This window comes from Candidatus Accumulibacter similis (assembly GCA_013347225.1).
GTDB lineage: Bacteria > Pseudomonadota > Gammaproteobacteria > Burkholderiales > Rhodocyclaceae > Accumulibacter > Accumulibacter similis.
Genome location: CP054595.1, coordinates 1,503,448 through 1,520,440 on the forward strand (window position 1 = coordinate 1,503,448; position 16,993 = coordinate 1,520,440).

Below are 16,993 nucleotides of genomic sequence, written 5' to 3' on the forward strand. Positions count from 1 at the left end.
CCCTTCTGTTATACTCGCGGCATGATAACCGCTGCCACCTCATGAGCCAAACACGGCCATCCGCGAAGGCGCTCGATCTTGCCCGGCAGGTGCTGCGAATCGAAGCCGATGCCGTGCTGGCGCTGGCCTCGCGCATCGGCGACGAGTTCCTGCAGGCACTGCGGCTGATCCTCAACTGTCCGGGGCGGACCATCGTCAGCGGCATGGGCAAGTCCGGGCATGTCGGGCGCAAGATCGCCTCGACCTTCGCCAGCACCGGCACGCCGGCCTATTTCGTCCATCCCGCCGAGGCGAGCCATGGCGATCTCGGCATGATCACCCGCGACGACGTGCTGATCGCCATCTCCCATTCGGGGGAGAGCGCCGAACTGCTGACCATCGTGCCGATCATCAAGCGGCAGGGAGCGCGGCTGATCAGCATGACCGGCAATCCACAATCGTCGCTCGCCGTCGAAGCGGACGTGCACCTCGACGCGGCAGTGGCACAGGAGGCGTGCCCGCTCAACCTGGCGCCGACCGCCAGCACGACGGCTGCGCTGGCGCTCGGCGACGCGCTGGCGGTGGCGCTGCTCGACTCACGCGGCTTCGGCGTCGACGATTTCGCCCGTTCGCATCCCGGCGGATCGCTGGGCCGCCGCCTCCTGACGCATGTGCGCGACGTCATGCACAGCGGCCCCGGTCTGCCCGAGGTGTCGCCGGCAACCAGCCTGCACGACGCGATCCTCGAGATCACCCGCGGCGGCATCGGCATGACGGCCGTCGTCGACCCGCAACGGCGGGTGATCGGCATCGTCACCGACGGCGACCTGCGGCGGGCCTTCGCGCGCAGCCTCGACCTGCGCACGCTGTCGGCGGCCGACATCATGGGGCGCAGTCCGCGCTCGATCGCTCCCGACCGGCTGGCCGTCGAAGCGGTGGCCATGATGGAAGAGCACAAGATCAACCAGTTGCCGGTGGTCGACCCGGGCGGAATCCTGGTCGGGGCACTCAACATGCACGATCTTTTCCGCGCCAAGGTGATCTGATGAGCGACTCCCGCAGCGAGGCGCGGATGCGCGCGCGTCGCCTCAAGTTGATGGCTTTCGACGTCGATGGCGTGCTCAGCGACGGCTCGCTGTTCTACAGCGACGAGGGGATCGAGCTCAAGGCCTTCAACACGCTCGACGGCTTTGGCCTGAAGCTGCTTGCCGAGGCCGGCATCACGGTGGCCATCATCACCGGCCGGCGCGCGCGCTGTGTCGAGTTGCGGGCGCAGAACCTGGGCATCGTGCATCTCCATCAGGCGGTCGACGACAAGCTGGCGCAGATGCGGCGGCTGCTCGCCGAGCTGCGGCTTGATGTGGCCGAGGCGGGGTACATGGGCGACGACCTGCCCGATCTGCCGCTGATGCGCGCCTGCGGCTTCTCGGTGACGCCGCATGACGCGCATCCGCTGGTTCGCGAGCATGCCTGGCTGACCACCGGCCGCGACGGCGGCCGCGGCGCGGTACGCGAGGCCTGCGAGTTCATCCTTGAGGCGCAGGGCCGGCTGCAGGACCTCATCGCACCCTACGTGGCGCCGGACCGGCGATGAAGAAGTGGAGCAGCGCCGTTCTGCCGTTGACCATCATGCTGGTGCTGGTGGCACTGACGGCCTGGCTGCGCTTCGCGACCGAGCTGCCCGATGGCGCGCGCGACGGCCGCAACCGGCACGACCCCGACGCAATTCTCAGCGACGCCCGCGGGCACAAGCTCGACGCCGACGGTGCGCTGCTCTACCGGATCGAGGCAGCGGAGGTGCGTCACTACCCGGACGACGAGACGAGCGAGTTGCTGCAGCCGAGGCTCGCCTACGTGTCGCCCGCGAAGCCGACGGTCACCATCCGCGCCAACGAAGCGCGCGCCACCGCCAAGGCCGAGAAGGTCGAGCTCAGCGGGCAGGTCGAAATACGCCGCGCCGCCAGCGGCAGGCAGGCCGCGCTGCTGGCCGAGATGCCGGAACTCACCGTGCTGACCGAAGAGAAGCGCGGCTTCACCCGCAGCAAGGTGCTGATCACCCAGGGGCCATCGTGGGTGCAGGGGGTCGGCATGCAGGTTGACCACGGTCTGCAGACCTACGTTCTCGAGTCCCAGGTCCGCGGGGAGATCGAGAGTCCATTCGCCAGGAAGAAGAAACCGAAGACATGAACAAGACGATTTGCAGCGCCTGTCTGAGCGGCGTTCTTGTTGCCGTTTCCCCGCCGGCGCTGGCCGAGCGGGCCGATCGCGAGAAGCCGATCCATCTCGAGGCCGACCGGTTGAGCCTCGACGACCTGAACAAGGTGCAGACGCTCGAGGGCAACGCGGTTCTGATCCAGGGAACGACCGAGTTGCGCACCGCGCGCCTGGTCGTCACGCAGGACGCCGATGGCTTCCAGAAGGCGACGGCGACCGGCGGTGCGAACGGTCTGGCTCGCTTCCGGCAGAAGCGGGACGGCGTCGACGAGTATGTCGAGGGCGAGGCCGAGCGCATCGAATACGACGCGCGCTCCGATACGACGCAGTTCTTCAATCGCGCCTGGGTGCGCAGCGGACAGGACGAAGTGCGCGGCCGCTACATCTCCTACGACGCGATCAACGAGAAGTTCCTCGTCACCACCGGCGCCGGGACGACGAAGGCCGCCAGCGGCGAGGCTCAGGCGCGCGTGCGCGCGATCATCCAGCCGAAGGCGAAGGGCGACGCCGTCACCGAGACCAGGAAGGAGCCGCTGAACCTCAAACCCGCGGCCAGGGTCGCGCCGCGCAACGACTGACATCCCGTCGCGCCGGTCGCCGACGCCGCGCTCGCAGCCTGTTGGCCCTGCTCAACTGCCGGGTTGTCCCGCCATGCGGCGGGGCAGGAGATGGACCATGACCACGGGATTTCCGCTTGGTATGAAACAATCACAATGAAATCATGGAAATAATATTTTGGTGCGCTGCAGCAAAAAGTTGTTGACAAGCCGGCGGCAACGCCTATAATTCGCTCCATGGTGCAGTGCAGCAAAACACCGGGGGGCAGTCAAGCCGAACGGTTGGTGCCTTGATCATTGCACATGTTGTGTTGTATCCACACTTTTTGAGGAGATTGCCATGTTCAACACCCCCGAACAATTCGCCGCCGCCAACAAGGCTTCCGTTGATGCGATGCTGACCCTTGCCAACACCGCGCTGGCCAGTGCCGAGCGGATCGCAGCGCTCAACCTGAACACCGCCCGTTCGATGCTGGAAGACGGCGTTGCCAATGCCAAGGCAATGCTGGGCGCCAAGGACGCACAGGAGTTCTTCGCCCTGCAGGCATCGCTGGCCCAGCCAGGCCTGGAAAAGGCCGTCGCCTACACGCGCAGCGTCTATGAAATCTCGGCGCAGTCGAAGGAAGAGATCAGCAAGCTGCTCGAAGCGCAGTTCAACGACTTCCAGAAGCAGATGGTCGCGCTGCTCGAGAAGGCCACCAGGAACGCACCTCCCGGATCGGACGTCGCCGTCAATGCCGTCAAGTCCGCCGTCGCCGCCGCCACCTCGGCCTTCGACAGCATGAACAAGGCCGCCAAGCAGGTTGCCGACATCGCCGAAGCCAATGTCGCTGCCGCGACCAACGCGACGGTCAAGGCGGTCGGCGCCACGGCCGCGGTGACCAAGAAGTAGGCTGCGTCGAACACGGCCGGTCGGGCGTGCGCGCCGCGACTGCAGAGTGAGCGAAGGGCCCCCCGAGATACTCCCGGGGGTGTCTTCGCTGCAGCCCTGCAGGCGGCTGCCATGCAGGGCTTGATCCAGCAACAGGAACATCGGGGTACGCAGCTCTTGCCGCATGCCCGCAGCACCCTTATCACCACGGAGGTATCAATGAGCACTATCGATCTGGAAAAACTCGCCGAGAGCCAGAAAGCCAACGCACAGGTCATGATGACCCTGGTTCGCACCGCCTTTCAGGGCCTCGAGCAGCTCTCCGCCCTCAACCTGGCCGCCAGCCGCGAACTCTTCAACAGCAGCGCCAACGGCGCGCAGCAGCTCCTCGGCGTCAAGGACCCGCAGCAACTCGGCGAGATCGCCGGCGCGATCGCCCGCCCGAACGTCGACAAGCTGCTCGAGTACGCGCGCAACCTGTATGACCTGTCGGCCAACATGCAGCGCGAAATCACCTCGGTGATGGAAGACCAGTACAACAACGTCCGCCACAGTGCGACCGGACTGATCGAGAAGACCGGTCTCTCGTCACCGGTGGCCGGCGATGTCTTCGGCTCGGCAATGAAACAGATGGTCAACGTCACCACTACCGCCTTCGAGAACATCTCGCAGATGGCGAAGCAGATGACCGACATCGTCGACACCAATGTCAAGGCGGCGAACAGCGCCACCGCTCAGGCAGCGGCTGCCCTCGTGCCGAAGAAGTAGGCTTTCGCCCCGGGGAGTCCGATCTCCCCGCCAGACACCCCGGCCGCGGCCGGGGTTGTTCGTTCACGGGCGGCCGGTCACGGACGCCACTGCCAGCCGATGCCGCGCCGCTCGACCTCGTGCCGGATCGCCGTCATCGCCTGCTCGACGAGTTCCGGCTCGCCCTCGACACCAAGTTCGAGGTAGCGCCGCTGTCCGTCCTCGGCCATCGATGGCAGGCTGAACAGCCGCAGACGCGGAAAATCGGCGACGATCCGCTCCATCAGGTCGAGCAGCGCGCTCTCGTAGGCATTGCTGCCGGTGAGCAGGAACGCCTTGTCCACCCGCTCCTGCTGCCGACAGAGATCGGCGTAGAAGGTATCGAGCGCCCATTCGGCCATCGGGTGCGCCATTTGCGGGAAGCCCGGCAGGAAGTGGTGGTCACGCACGCGGAAGCCGGGAATGCGGTTGAACGGATTGGGGACGATGTCCACGCCGCGCGGGAAGGTGCCGAGCAGCAGGCGGACGTCGGTGATCTCGGCGCCGAAGCGGGCGCGGATCTCGCGTTCCGCGTCGGGGTGCAGCACCAGGTCGACACCGAGCGCCGCCGCCGCTGCCTGCCGCGTGTGATCGTCGGGCGTGTTGCCGATGCCGCCGAACGAGAAGACGATGTCGCCGGCGGCGAGGCTGCGGCGCAGGCTGTCGGCGATGCGCGCGCGCTCGTCGCCAAGGTACTCGACCCACGACAGGCGCAGTCCACGCTCCGCCAGCAGTTCGGCCATGCGCGCGAAGTGCCGGTCGACGCGCTTTCCCGACAGGATCTCGTCGCCGATGATGATCGCCCCGAAACTCTTCATTGCCGCTCTCCCTGGCCCTTTGCCATTCACATGCTCTCCCACATCTTCTGCAGCCGCTTCGTCGACACCGGCACCGGCGTGCGCAGCTCCTGCGCGAACAACTGCACGCGCAACTCCTCGAGCAGCCAGCGGAACTGCTCGAGCTGCGCATCGGCGAGGCCCTGCCGCGCAAGCACCGCGGCCCGCCGCTGGTAGCTGCCTGCCAGCGGCGCCAGCTCGGCGAGCAGCCGCGCATCACGCGCGGCCCCTGCCGCACCGGCAGCCTTCAGCTTGTCGAGCCGCAGCGCGATCGCCTTCAGATAGCGCGGATAGTGCTGCAGGCGCTCGAACGGCGTGTCGATGACGAAGCGCCTGTGGATCAGGCGCGCGAGCTGCTCTTCGACATCCTGGATGGTAGCCGCGAACGGCTTGAACGCCGGCAATTTCTTCTGCAGCGCCTGCCAGTCAGCGAGAATCTGCCCGACCAGGCGGCAGATCTCCTGCGCCAGCAACGTCAGCCGCGGCTTCGCCTCGAGGCAGCGGGCGCGGAAGCTGGCGGCGTCGCGCGGCCACGGTTCGCCGAGGCAGGCGCGGGCGCAGCTCAGGTCGAGCAGCTGCCGGCGCAAGTCGTCGAGGGTGCCGAGACCCATGAACTGCATCGCCATCTGGTTCAGTCCGGGCAGGTTTTTCTCGAGATACTTCAACTGCTCGCGGAACTGCAGCATGAACAGGCGCAATAGCCCGGTGCCGTGCGCCTGCGCCGCCTCGGCCGGCGAATCGAAGACGCGCAGCGAGACGCTCTCGCGGTCGGCGACCAGCGCCGGGTAGCCGAGCACCAGTTGCCCGCCGCCGGCATCGACCTCCATCAGTTCCGGCAGTTCGCCGAAGCTCCAGTCGCGCAGGTCCGCATGCTCGCCGGGCGTCTCGTGCAGCTCGGCGAACTCCTGCCGCGCCTCGCGTCCCCACTCGGCGCGCAGCTCGTTCAGGTTGCGACTCATGCCGAGCTGGCGGCCGTTCTCGTCGAGCAGGCGGAAATTGAACGACAGGTGCGGCGGCAGCGCGTCGGCGCGGAAGGCGTCGGGAGTGATCTCCCAGCCGCGGGCGTTGAGCCCGCGCGACTGGACGATGAAGTGCACCAGCGCCAGCAACAGCGGCTTGTCGGACGGCGCCACCTGGGCGACGAAGTCGGCGGCGAATTCGGGCACCGGCACCAGTTTCGCACGCAGCCTTTGCGGCAGCGTCTTCACCAGTTGCACGACCTTCTCGCGCAGCAGGCCGGGCACCAGCCACTCGCAGCGCGCCGCCGGGATCTGGTTGAGCTGCGCCAGCGGCACGCAGAGCGTCACGCCGTCACGCGCGCTGCCGGGCTCGAAGTGGTAGCCCAGTTCGTAGTCGACGCCGCCGAGCCGCAGTTGATGCGGAAAGGCCTCGCTGGTGATGCCGGCGGCCTCGTGGCGCATCAGGTCGTCGCGCTGCAGGTGCAGCAGCCGCGGCGTCTCGCGCTCGGCCTCGCGCCGCCACTTGTCGAAGGCGGCGCCGCTGTACATGCCGGCCGGGATCAGGCGGTCGTAGAAGGCGAAGATCAGTTCGTCGTCGACCAGTACGTCCGGTCGTCGCGACTTGTGCTCGAGCGTCTCGATGTCGAGCATCAGTTGCTGGTTGTGGGTGAAGAAATCCCAGCGGCGGGCGAACTCCTCGCTCACCTCGCCGCCGACCAGCGCCTGCCGGATGAAGATCTCGCGCGCCTCTTCGGGATTGATCGGCCCGAAGTTCACCCACCGCCGCGGCTCGACGACGATGCCGTGCAACGTGATGCGCTCGAAGGCGACCGCCTGCATCGCCTTCTTTTCCCAGTGCGGGTCGAACCAGCTCCGTTTCAGCAGGTGCGCGCCGACCTCTTCCAGCCACTGCGGTTCGACGCGCGCGACGCAGCGGGCGAAGAGGCGCGTCGTCTCGCTGATCTCGCCGGCGACGATCCACTTGCCGGCCTTCTTCTGCAGCGGCGACGCCGGATGGACGAGGAAGCGGATGCCGCGGGCGCCGAGGTAGTGCCCCGATTCCTCGGACTTGCAGCCGATGTTGCCGAGCAGCCCGGCGAGCAGCGCGCGGTGGATCGCCTCGTAGCTCGCCGGCTGCCCGTTCTCCTGCCAGCGATGCTCGGCCGCGAGTGCGTGCAACTGGCTGTGGACGTCGCGCCACTCGCGCATGCGCAGGGCGGAAAGGAAGTTCTCGCGGCAGGCCTCGAGCAGCTTGCGCTGCGACTTGCGGTGCGCCAGTTCCTCCTCGTACCAGTGCCAGAGCTTGAGCCAGGAGACGAACTCGGAGCGCTCGTCGGCCAACCGGCGATGCGCCGCGTCGGCCGTCCCCTGGCGCTCCTGCGGCCGCTCGCGCGGATCCTGCACCGACAGCGCGGCGGCGATCACCAGCACCTCGGCGAGGCAGCCCTCGGCGCGCGCGGCGACGATCATCCGCCCGAGGCGTGGGTCGAGCGGCATCTGCGCCAGTTCTTGGCCGACCGGCGTCAGCGCGTGCTCGGCGGTGACGGCGCCGAGTTCGAGCAGCAACTGGTAGCCGTCGCTGATCGCCTTGCGCGGCGGCGCCTCGAGGAAGGGAAAGTCCTCGACGTTGCCGAGGCGCAGCGCCTTCATCCGCAGGATGACGCCGGCCAGCGACGAGCGCAGGATCTCGGGCTCGGCATAGGCCGGCCGCAGCGCGAAATCCTGCTCCTCGTACAACCGGATGCAGACGCCCGCGGCGACGCGGCCGCAGCGCCCGGCACGCTGGTTGGCGGCGGCCTGGGCGATCTTCTCGATCTGCAACTGCTCGACCTTGTTGCGGTACGAGTAGCGCTTGACGCGCGCCAGGCCGGTGTCGACGACGTAGCGGATCCCCGGCACAGTCAGCGAGGTCTCGGCGACGTTGGTCGCCAGGACGATGCGCCGCCCGACGTGCGGCCGGAAGACGCGGCTCTGCTCCGCCGCCGACAGGCGGGCGTACAGTGGCAGGATCTCGGTGTGCGGCGGGTGGTGTTTGCGCAGCGCCTCGGCCGCCTCGCGGATCTCGCGCTCGCCGGGCAGGAAGACCAGCACGTCACCCGGGCCGCTGCGATGCAGCTCGTCGCAGGCGTCGGTGATGGCGTCGTAGAGGTCGCGCTCGTCGTCGGCAGCGGCGCCGTTCGCCGTGCCGGTCGCGCCGTCGCCCGCCACCGTCTGCAGCGGACGGTAGCGCAGCTCGACCGGGTACAGCCGGCCCGACACCTCGATCACCGGCGCGTCGTCGAAGTGGCGCGAAAAACGCCCGGCATCGATCGTCGCCGAGGTGATGATCAGCTTCAGCTCGCGCCGCTTCGGCAGCAACTGCTTCAGGAAGCCGAGCAGGAAGTCGATGTTCAGGCTGCGCTCGTGCGCCTCGTCGATGATCAGCGTGTCGTACTGCTCGAGCCACGGGTCGCCCTGCGTCTCGGCGAGCAGGATGCCGTCGGTCATCAGCTTGATGAAGGCATCGGGCGAACTGCGGTCGCTGAAACGGATCTTGTAGCCGACGAGGCGGCCCGGCTCGCTCTGCAACTCCTGGGCGATGCGCGCCGCCGTGGCGCGGGCGGCGATCCGCCGCGGTTGCGTATGGCCGATCAGGCCGCTCGTGCCGCGACCGAGCTCGAGGCAGATCTTCGGGATCTGCGTCGTCTTGCCGGAGCCGGTCTCGCCGCAGACGATGACCACCTGGTGCTGCGCGATCAGCGCCGCGATCTCGTCGCGGCGGGCGTTGACCGGCAGGTCGTCGGCAAACTCCGGCTGCGGCAGGCGTGCCCGGCGTGCGGCGACCGCCGCCCGCGAGCGCTCCAGCAGTCGCGCGCTCTCGGCCTGCAAGGCATCGCGCCGGGAGCCGAAGACGTGCCGCAGGTCGCGCGCCAGCGAGCGCAGACGGCGCTGGTCGGCCGCCAGGCAGTCGGCGAAGGGGTTGGCGGGCGCGGCAGGCGCACGGCTGGCGGCGGGAACGGGCTTCGCGGTCATCGCGGCACAGGAAAGCGGCGGGCATGCTCGCGTTGCCGGGCGGCACCCGCGCGCAGCGGACACGAGGACTCGAAGGCTGAGGACATCAGGCCGACACGGGCTCAGAGGAGCGCATCGAGCGGGCTGCGAACGCCGCGCCCGCCGCGCTTGAGGACGTGCGTGTAGATCATCGTCGTCGCTACGTCGGCGTGGCCGAGCAGTTCCTGGACGGTGCGAATGTCGTAGCCGCTGTCGAGCAGGTGCGTCGCAAAGGAGTGCCGCAGGGTGTGCGGCGTCGCCGGTTTGTCGATGCCGGCGGCGGTGACGGCCTTCTTCATCGCCCGCTGCAGCAGCTTCTCGTCGAGATGATGGCGGCGTTCGACGCCGCTGCGCGGATCGACCGAATGACTCCGGGCGGCGAAGACATACTGCCAGGGCCAGGACGTGCTCGCGTTCGGGTACTTGCGCTCGAGCGCGTCGGGCAAGTAGACCGCAGCCTTGCCCAGCCGCAGGTCGTCCTCGAAAATCAGCCTCCGCCGCCGCAGGTGTTCACCCAGATCGGCCGCAACGGCCTCCGGCAGCATCGTCACGCGATCCTTCGCTCCCTTGCCGTCACGGATCAGAATCTCGCCCTGCGCGAAATCCACGTCCTTCACGCGCAGGCGAATCACTTCCATCAGGCGCATTCCGGTGCCGTAGAGCAGGCGCACAAGCAGACCGTGGACACCTTCCATCCGCTCCAGCACCCGCTGCACTTCGCTGCGGCTCAGCACGACCGGCAAGCGCTCCGGCTGTTTGGCGCGCACCACGTCGTCCAGCCAGGGCAGTTCGACACCGAGCACCTGGCGGTAGAGGAACAGCAATGCCGACAGCGCCTGGTTCTGTGTTGCCGAGGCGACATGTCCCTCCACCGCGAGATGGGTGAGAAAGGCTTCGACCTCGGCTGCCCCCATCTCGCGCGGGTGGCGCTTGTGATGGAAGAGCACGAAACGCCTGATCCACTGGACATACTGTGTCTCGGTTCGTATGCTGTAGTGGCGCAGGCGGATCTGGGCGCGCACCTGGTCGAGGAGCCGGGGCGCTGGGGTGGAATTCCCGGTTGCGCGAGGTGTATATCGGGGAACCGGAGGTGTGTCTTGCGGAGGGGCAGGGGTGTTCATGTCTGGGAAGTCCTTCACAATCAGCGAAATGCATGGACATACATCCAGTATACACCAGCCGCCGCGGGATATCGCACTTGCCGAGCCACCTGCCGAGGACGCGGTCTACACCCGAATCGGCGTTCACTAAACGTTGTGCGTCAAACCTCGAACGCCTGCGCTTGCGCGAAGCTCACGCGAAACCCTGCCGCGTTGCGATGCCCGCCGCCCCCGTACTGCTTAGCCACTTCGGCCACGTCCGCGCCGTCGTCGCTCGACCGCAGGCTGAATACCCGGCCTTCCGGCGTGTCCCAGTAGCAGGCCGCGAACGGTCTCCCCTTCGCCAGTTCGTGGCCTGCATCGCTGCTCATCGTGTATGGCAGGTTCGCCACCGGCACGCGGTGCCCGCCGATCACCATTTCCCGCGTCGTTACGCCGAGCAGTTCGCGCATGTCCTTGAAGTGCTTGCGCTCAATCGCTTCGCCCTCAACCGCCAGAGCAGCCGGCGCCGCTGCCATGAGCGTGTCCCACACTTGGAAGTCATAGGGGAAGGAAAAGACGTTCGCCTGAATCTGGCGCGTGTTCTGGAGCGCGAAGCGCCACAGGTCGCGGTCCTCGATGTGCAGCAGCAGCGGCGGCGGGGTTTCGCCTGGGAAGAAGTGTTCCCACGTCAGCATCGCGCCGCTGCGGTTCATGTCGAACTTCGCCGTCACGTTCGCCGGCAGATCCACCAAGTCTTCGGCGCTCGTCTTGTGGTGGTCGAGAATCAGAATGCTGTTCGCCTTCTCGGCCATTTCCAGCAGCACCGGGCGCTTGTAGCTGAAATCCACCATCACCACGTCTTTGCCGGTCACGTCCGGCGGCGGCTCCTGGTACTTTGCACCGTGAAAGTCAATCTCGCCGAGCGCCTTCCGAACAACCCACGCGGCCCCAAAGCCATCGGCACAATTGCCGTGGTAGATACACATGCTCATCTTCTTTCCTTTCTTCGTAGTTACCGTTTGACGCACAACCCGTCATTCCAGCGGACGCCTATAGGCGCCGCTGAATTCAGGCGTTATACGGCTTCAAGTTCCAGAACCTGCTGGCTCAATCGCCGTTCCGCAATCGCGCAGTATTCCGGGTTGATCTCCAGCCCCAAGAACCTGCGCCCCAATTCCTTTGCTGCCTTTGCCGTGGTGCCACTGCCGCTGAATGGGTCTAGCACCACGTCGCCGGGGTTGCTCCAAGTCGCAACAAGGTCAGTCACAAGAGCCAGCGGGAAAACAGCAGGGTGGTCGCGTGTTCCACCGCCTGTTGGGTACGGCCACACGTTATGCCGTATCCCTTCATCTGCTATCTCACGAAAAACCTTGTCGTGTAGCACGCCATCCTGGTTTATTCGTCCACCAGTCCAAAGAGAAACCCCGGCCTTTGCATTCTTCTTCGTCAGGAGTTGCGCGTTTTTCGGGCGGCCTGCGGAAAGGACAAAAACATATTCCCATGCTTGGTCGTAACGATCCGGCGCGTTTTGTGGCAAGTAATTCAACTTCTGGTAAATCATCGTGTCGTGCAAGTTCAGTCCAAGCCGCTTGAAGTGCAGCGCCTGCTCCATGCTGCTGCCTGTTTCGCTGCCGTCCTTCGTCGCGTCGGCCACTACCCACACAATCACGCCGCCAGGCTTCAGCACGCGCTTCAGTTGCCACGCCACGCCGAAGAAATCCCAAGAGTGTCCGCCGTAGGTGCGTAGGTCATCGTATGGCGGGCTTGTCACCACCAAGTCAATGCACTCTCTCGGCAGTTGCCCGAGCAGGTCGCAGTTGTCGCCGCAGTGAATCTTGTCCAGTTCAAGCATGGTCACTCCGTATTGTCGCCAGCCGTATAACCCGGCAGTCCAGCGGACACCGTGCCGGCGCCGCTGACTTCTGCGTTAGAACCCGCATGCCAGCGCACGTAGTAGCCCTCGAAGTCGTTGCTCATGTACTGATCCCGGAACCAGGCCAGCATCTCGCTGACACAGCCAAACCCATCGTCCCTGGCAAATGCGGCAGCGCGCGCGGTGTCCAGCCTGTCCCCATCAACCACGATCACGTTTTCAGCGCAGTCCATGCGGACGCTGGCCACCGATTCCACCTTAGCGGTGCGCAACAGCCTGGCATTCCTGGTACGCAACCCGGTGTAGAGCTTCAGCGTGTCGCCAGGAACCATCCGCTTGCCGTCCGTTCTCCACCTGCGGATCGTCTGGCGTTTGTCGCCGCACTCGACGCTGCCCGCGAATTGCTGTTTGAAATTCAGAAGATAGGTCGCCATGTCGCGCTCCAGTTCTAACTATCGTTTCCAGCGGGACGGGCCTCCGGCCCGCCCCTGAAACTGGCGTTGGGCGCTCGCGGGGGAAAGCGCATGAGTTCTCCTTGTGGTCGCAGCCGTCGGCCTCGTCTTCGCGGGAAGCTGCGGTCTCGCGTAGCGCTTCCGGTGGCAGCGTTACCGGGGCTGACGCGGCGGCTCGGTTGCCAGTTGTTCTTGTCCTGCGGCCGCATTGGCTCACGCGCTTGCGGCGAGGAGCCGTCAGCGAGGTTCTTGCCCGGTGGCCTCATTGCCTTACCGCTCAGCAGTGGCTACCCTCTTGGCTATTGGCCCAACCCGTCATTCCACCGGACGCCGGTGCAGCGTCGTTGCTTGTCCGGCGGCGCATCGGCCGGCGCCGGTGAATTCACACGTTCGGCATCACCTACCCGCTCTTCACCGCTTCCTTGAGCCCATGTCCACAGCAGCACTCCACGTAACCAAACTCGCTGCCGCCAAACGTCAGATCCAAGCCGCGATCAGGCTGTTCTTCTTGGAGGAGGATGAACTCGCTATCCATACGGTCGCGTCGGCCGCATATGGACTACTAAAGGATTTAAAGCGCGATCGCGGGCAGAGTGAAGCTGCCGACATCTATCGCACAGCCTTCTTCTATGTGGTTCGGGACTTTCGCCGTGGAACGCTCCCGGCGCATTTCACGTCTGACCCATCCATAATGGCTGAAGTCGAGCGCATTGCAGATGAACTTTTCTTCATCACTGCCGACTCCAAACTTCCCGACGTCAAGCTCACAATCCCCCAGGATGTCGAAAAGCAGTACTGGAACGAAAACAATAGGGCTGCAAACTTCCTGAAACACGCCGACCGAGACACCGACGGAACGCTCTCGCTAGAAAGGATTGACAACAATCGGCTTCTTCTCAAGTGCTGTTCTGCTTATCAAGACATCGCTCCAGACGACCTAGGTAATGAAGAACTGGCATTTGCAGCATTCACCGCGGCAGGTAATCCCTCGCACCAAGCGACGGGATCCGATTTCGATTCTCTGGTTGAGTCGATGCGACGGGTGCCCAGCGAGCATCGCTTGCAGCGTTGCTACAAAGTCATCATTGAACTGAACGCAAGCTAACGTTGGTGACGGTGATGCCGAACCCATCATTCCACAGGACCTGCGCGAAGAGCCGCGCAGGCCGGTGAATTCAGCCGTTAGGGGGATGAATGGCCCACTTTCTACTCAGAGAGCAATGATGAACAAGAACAAACCTTACGATTTCCCAGAGCTGTTCCGCGACTTTGTACTGATGCCCAAGTTCGATGAGAACATCGAATCTCTCGCGTCGTTAGCAGAGGCAGAGGATTGGGACTACAAGTGCACCGCGTCGCCTCATTCAAAACCAATACTCCGCAACTACATCACCTACACATACAAGCGGGTAGCCGAGGAGAAGAAGATCACAGTTACGTCCGGCGAAGAATTTGCTTGTTGGAACACCGGCCTGATTACAAGCAAACAAGAACCACTGTTCGCGCTTTTCGAACGAAACAAGCTCGACGGCCGCCCGCAGTACTGGCACTTTTGGAAATTCAGCCGAAAGGGCGAATGGGACCTCAACAAATTTTCTTCCTTGCCTGAAATGGCCCACTACTTCGATGATCCATCAGTATTGGTCTTCGATACTCGAAAGGAACTTCGAGTCAACGTCGAACACATCATCGAAGACAACATCAATCGATTTCCGAACGAACTGAAGGCCATGAATCCGTTTGGCCTTCAGAACTTGGTCAAGGGAGCCATCGACACAGCTTCGGAACGGGTAAAGAGGAACTACAAGACCGCGATTCCGCAGTACTACCAAGGGTCCATTCAGCTCCTGCTGCCGCTCACGTTGCTCGACCCGTCGCGTGCCGATTTGGCGCTTGTGGTCGAGCGGTTTAGCGACTTCTATCGAGGCGCTACCTGTCTCACACTCGACATGGCCTACAACAATGCTAGGCAGCTCGCAAGGCCGGACCGTGACTGGCTCACCCCCTAACATTTCGTTCCAGGGGACCGCCGGCAAGCTGCGCTTGCCGGTTCGCTCCGGGTTTTGCCCTCCGCCGGCCCCTGAACTCGAACGTTCGGCCCCATGAAATCGCTCGGTGATCTGACCGTCCTGCTCGACGACTTCCGAAAGGTTGTCGGTCTTGCTGGCATGTCCTTGCCTCCGGCGGCGCTTTCGGTCGAGACATTGCCTGCTCCGCACAAACCGCCGTCTGCACTTCCGAGCGGAAAGGCTGCCGTTTATGTTTTCGTTTGGAATGGCCACTGCCTCAAGGTTGGAAAGGTCGGGCCAAAAAGTCAGGCGCGATTCACCAGCCAACACTACAGCCCAGCCAGTTCAAACAGCAATCTGGCCAAGTCTCTCGTTGCCGGTCACGAAAAGCTCGGGTTGTCGGGCATCACCGAGTCCAACGTCGGCGCTTGGATCAAGGCAAACGTCGATCGTGTGAACTTTCTGCTCAGTGTCGAATGCGGCATCCCCGTGCTCACGCTTTTGGAGTCATTTCTCCAGTGCCGCCTAAGTCCCATCTTCGAGGGCTTTGGGAGTCAGCGATGAAAACATGGGGCCGAACCCATCATTCGAGCGGACCTGCGCGAAAAGCCGCGCAGGCCGCTCAATTCTGACGTGTGCGCCGGGCATGGCGCGTTACTTCATAGGTGCAAGTCCTATGGCCCGGTTTTCGCAGAGCCGAAGGCAAGGAGAAGGGCAAGTGCGTCGTCGTGAGGCGAGGTGCGGAGGAAGCCCAATCCAAAGCTGCGGGGCGATGAACAAAAACCGGATATGAGGCGTGATGCATCCGGGGCGAGCGGGCACGTGACCGCGAAGCCCTCCATCTGCGGCTGGGGTGCATTTTGTAAATCCGGCGTCTATGCAGCGAAGGTAACGAGTCTTACCCCGGGAGGTCTCCCCGGTGCCTCAGAGCAACGAGGCTGGGCGTTGGGTGACTGGCGCTGAATACCGTGGAGAAGTCAGCAGAGGGCATAGTAGGGTAGGCGACGGCGAGGAGCCAGAGAGCCAACCGAAGGCCCGAACGGTGTTCCGTGAGGAACTGGAAAGAGAGGAGTAATCGTTGTCCAATGAAGACGATGACTGCATCCGACCGGATGAACGTGGGCTTGGAGCGGATAGAGATGAGGCTCCGGTTGCGGGCCGCGAAACCTTGGGCTGCTTCAGCCTTGGGCGACTCGACTCGTCGACTCAATCTGCCGAACCGCCGTGTACGTGACCCGTCCGCACGGTGGTGTGGGAGGGGGGAGCCGTGAGGCTTCTCCCTATCCCGATTGGGCATCATATTTGGAGACTGTATGAGTGATTCGGAAGATGGTGGAAGCCTAGTTGGCGTAATTTCAGAGATCGGGTTGCCAGACATAACTGGTATTCCGCTTCCTGCGCCGGTCAAGCGATCTCTCTGGCGTGCGCTTGGCCGACTAATCACTGGTGCGGTTGAAGTGCCTGTTGCCTACCTAGAGGCACAAGCGGGAAAGATTCGCGCTCATGGAAAGGGAACGGAGGCGGTCACGCTAGCAGCGGCAACTGCGGCAGCGCAACAGTTCGGTTCTGATCCAACTTTGGCCGATCGCGCGGTCAATTATTTCGGAGCGAAGATTGTTAGGGAACAGTTGAACCGTGAAGCAGTGGCCCGAGCCACAATGGAAGCTATTGCTGCATCCCCACCAGAAACAGAGCCTGAAGGCGCAGTGGATGAGGATTGGCTAACGGAGTTTACAGAGATTGCAGCAAAGAAATCTAACGTGGAAATTCGCGTTATCCTAGGTAGGATTCTTGCGGGTGAAATTACGAAGCCCGGTACTTTTTCACCGGCGACGCTTCAAATTCTGACGACACTTAGCCAATCTACAGCGCGCAAATTTCAGTTGTTGTCAGGCATGAGCATAGCTGATGCGCGGGGCTTTACTTACGTCGTTACCGCGCCATTTCCAAAATTCCAGCAGGAGGGCTTAGTGGAACTTGGCGTTACCTACTCCGATTTCTTGAACCTACAGTCCTCGGGATTATTGGCGCCGGCACTAACAAGCCAGCTTGATCTAAATCCAAATGTCAATGTGGTCCGCGCTGATTACGTAGGGCAACCATTCGCGCTAAGGCTTTCTGACGCTTCCAAGAAGATTGCAAACACACAGATCACTGTGTTCTCTGCTATCGGTCACGAATTGCGGAGTGTTATTCCACTTGAGCGGAATGACGCTTACGACGTAAAGCTGCGAACTTGGTTGGCTAACCAGTCCGTCAGTATTGAGTTCGTCACGACATGAGGCCCAACCCTGCGGTCAAGGCGCTCCCTTCGGTCGCTGGGACGCCGCGCGATAAACCGCCGC

At 63.8% G+C, this 16,993-nt stretch carries 15 protein-coding genes and 1 pseudogene; 10 read left to right on the plus strand and 6 right to left on the minus strand.

Going from position 1 to position 16,993, the window contains the following annotated elements:
• The first annotated feature begins 41 nt into the window (after window positions 1-41).
• From HT579_06965 to HT579_06990, 6 genes are all read left to right on the plus strand, one after another.
• Window positions 42-1,025: a KpsF/GutQ family sugar-phosphate isomerase gene (locus HT579_06965; protein QKS28685.1), complete on the plus strand. Its 984-nt coding sequence runs from the start codon at window positions 42-44 to the stop codon at window positions 1,023-1,025.
• The gene (locus HT579_06970; GenBank protein ID QKS28686.1) at window positions 1,025-1,573 is read left to right on the plus strand and encodes a phenylphosphate carboxylase subunit delta; all 549 of its coding nucleotides are present in this window, start codon (window positions 1,025-1,027) and stop codon (window positions 1,571-1,573) included. The genes HT579_06965 and HT579_06970 overlap by 1 nt, the downstream gene beginning before the upstream one ends.
• Entirely contained in the window at window positions 1,570-2,166 is a 597-nt protein-coding gene (gene lptC, locus HT579_06975; protein ID QKS28687.1) for an LPS export ABC transporter periplasmic protein LptC, read from the plus strand. The genes HT579_06970 and lptC overlap by 4 nt, the downstream gene beginning before the upstream one ends.
• Window positions 2,163-2,771: a lipopolysaccharide transport periplasmic protein LptA gene (gene lptA, locus HT579_06980; GenBank protein ID QKS28688.1), complete on the plus strand. Its 609-nt coding sequence runs from the start codon at window positions 2,163-2,165 to the stop codon at window positions 2,769-2,771. The genes lptC and lptA overlap by 4 nt, the downstream gene beginning before the upstream one ends.
• A 319-nt stretch (window positions 2,772-3,090) precedes the next feature.
• Window positions 3,091-3,642, plus strand: coding sequence for a phasin family protein (locus HT579_06985; GenBank protein QKS28689.1), 552 nt, complete (start codon window positions 3,091-3,093; stop codon window positions 3,640-3,642).
• A 198-nt stretch (window positions 3,643-3,840) separates the two neighbouring features.
• Window positions 3,841-4,389, plus strand: coding sequence for a phasin family protein (locus HT579_06990; GenBank protein QKS28690.1), 549 nt, complete (start codon window positions 3,841-3,843; stop codon window positions 4,387-4,389).
• A gap of 77 nt (window positions 4,390-4,466) precedes the next feature.
• Here the strand turns inward: HT579_06990 and HT579_06995 are convergent, their stop codons facing one another.
• The 6 genes and pseudogenes from HT579_06995 to HT579_07020 all read right to left on the minus strand — a co-directional run bounded on the left by HT579_06995 (window position 4,467) and on the right by HT579_07020 (window position 12,621).
• Complete coding sequence (locus HT579_06995; protein ID QKS28691.1) at window positions 4,467-5,225, minus strand: competence/damage-inducible protein A; 759 nt, start codon at window positions 5,223-5,225, stop codon at window positions 4,467-4,469.
• Between the two features lie 26 nt (window positions 5,226-5,251).
• A pseudogene (gene hrpA / locus HT579_07000) lies at window positions 5,252-9,239 on the minus strand (ATP-dependent RNA helicase HrpA).
• A gap of 76 nt (window positions 9,240-9,315) precedes the next feature.
• Window positions 9,316-10,353, minus strand: a complete 1,038-nt coding sequence (locus HT579_07005) for an integron integrase (protein QKS28692.1) — start codon at window positions 10,351-10,353, stop codon at window positions 9,316-9,318.
• 140 nt (window positions 10,354-10,493) lie between these two features.
• Window positions 10,494-11,300 (minus strand): phosphohydrolase, encoded by an 807-nt coding sequence (locus tag HT579_07010; GenBank protein QKS28693.1) that lies wholly within the window; start codon window positions 11,298-11,300, stop codon window positions 10,494-10,496.
• Window positions 11,301-11,389: 89 nt separating this feature from the next.
• Entirely contained in the window at window positions 11,390-12,166 is a 777-nt protein-coding gene (locus HT579_07015) for a site-specific DNA-methyltransferase (GenBank protein ID QKS28694.1), read from the minus strand.
• 2 nt (window positions 12,167-12,168) lie between these two features.
• Window positions 12,169-12,621, minus strand: coding sequence for a hypothetical protein (locus tag HT579_07020; GenBank protein QKS28695.1), 453 nt, complete (start codon window positions 12,619-12,621; stop codon window positions 12,169-12,171).
• A gap of 448 nt (window positions 12,622-13,069) precedes the next feature.
• On the opposite strand from HT579_07020, the gene HT579_07025 reads away from it, so the two are divergent.
• From HT579_07025 to HT579_07040, 4 genes are all read left to right on the plus strand, one after another.
• Entirely contained in the window at window positions 13,070-13,744 is a 675-nt protein-coding gene (locus HT579_07025; protein ID QKS28696.1) for a hypothetical protein, read from the plus strand.
• A 115-nt stretch (window positions 13,745-13,859) separates the two neighbouring features.
• Window positions 13,860-14,648 (plus strand): DUF3825 domain-containing protein, encoded by a 789-nt coding sequence (locus HT579_07030; GenBank protein QKS28697.1) that lies wholly within the window; start codon window positions 13,860-13,862, stop codon window positions 14,646-14,648.
• 93 nt (window positions 14,649-14,741) lie between these two features.
• Window positions 14,742-15,212: a hypothetical protein gene (locus HT579_07035; GenBank protein ID QKS28698.1), complete on the plus strand. Its 471-nt coding sequence runs from the start codon at window positions 14,742-14,744 to the stop codon at window positions 15,210-15,212.
• Window positions 15,213-15,961: 749 nt separating this feature from the next.
• Complete coding sequence (locus tag HT579_07040; protein ID QKS28699.1) at window positions 15,962-16,930, plus strand: DUF2806 domain-containing protein; 969 nt, start codon at window positions 15,962-15,964, stop codon at window positions 16,928-16,930.
• Window positions 16,931-16,993: the final 63 nt, after the last annotated feature.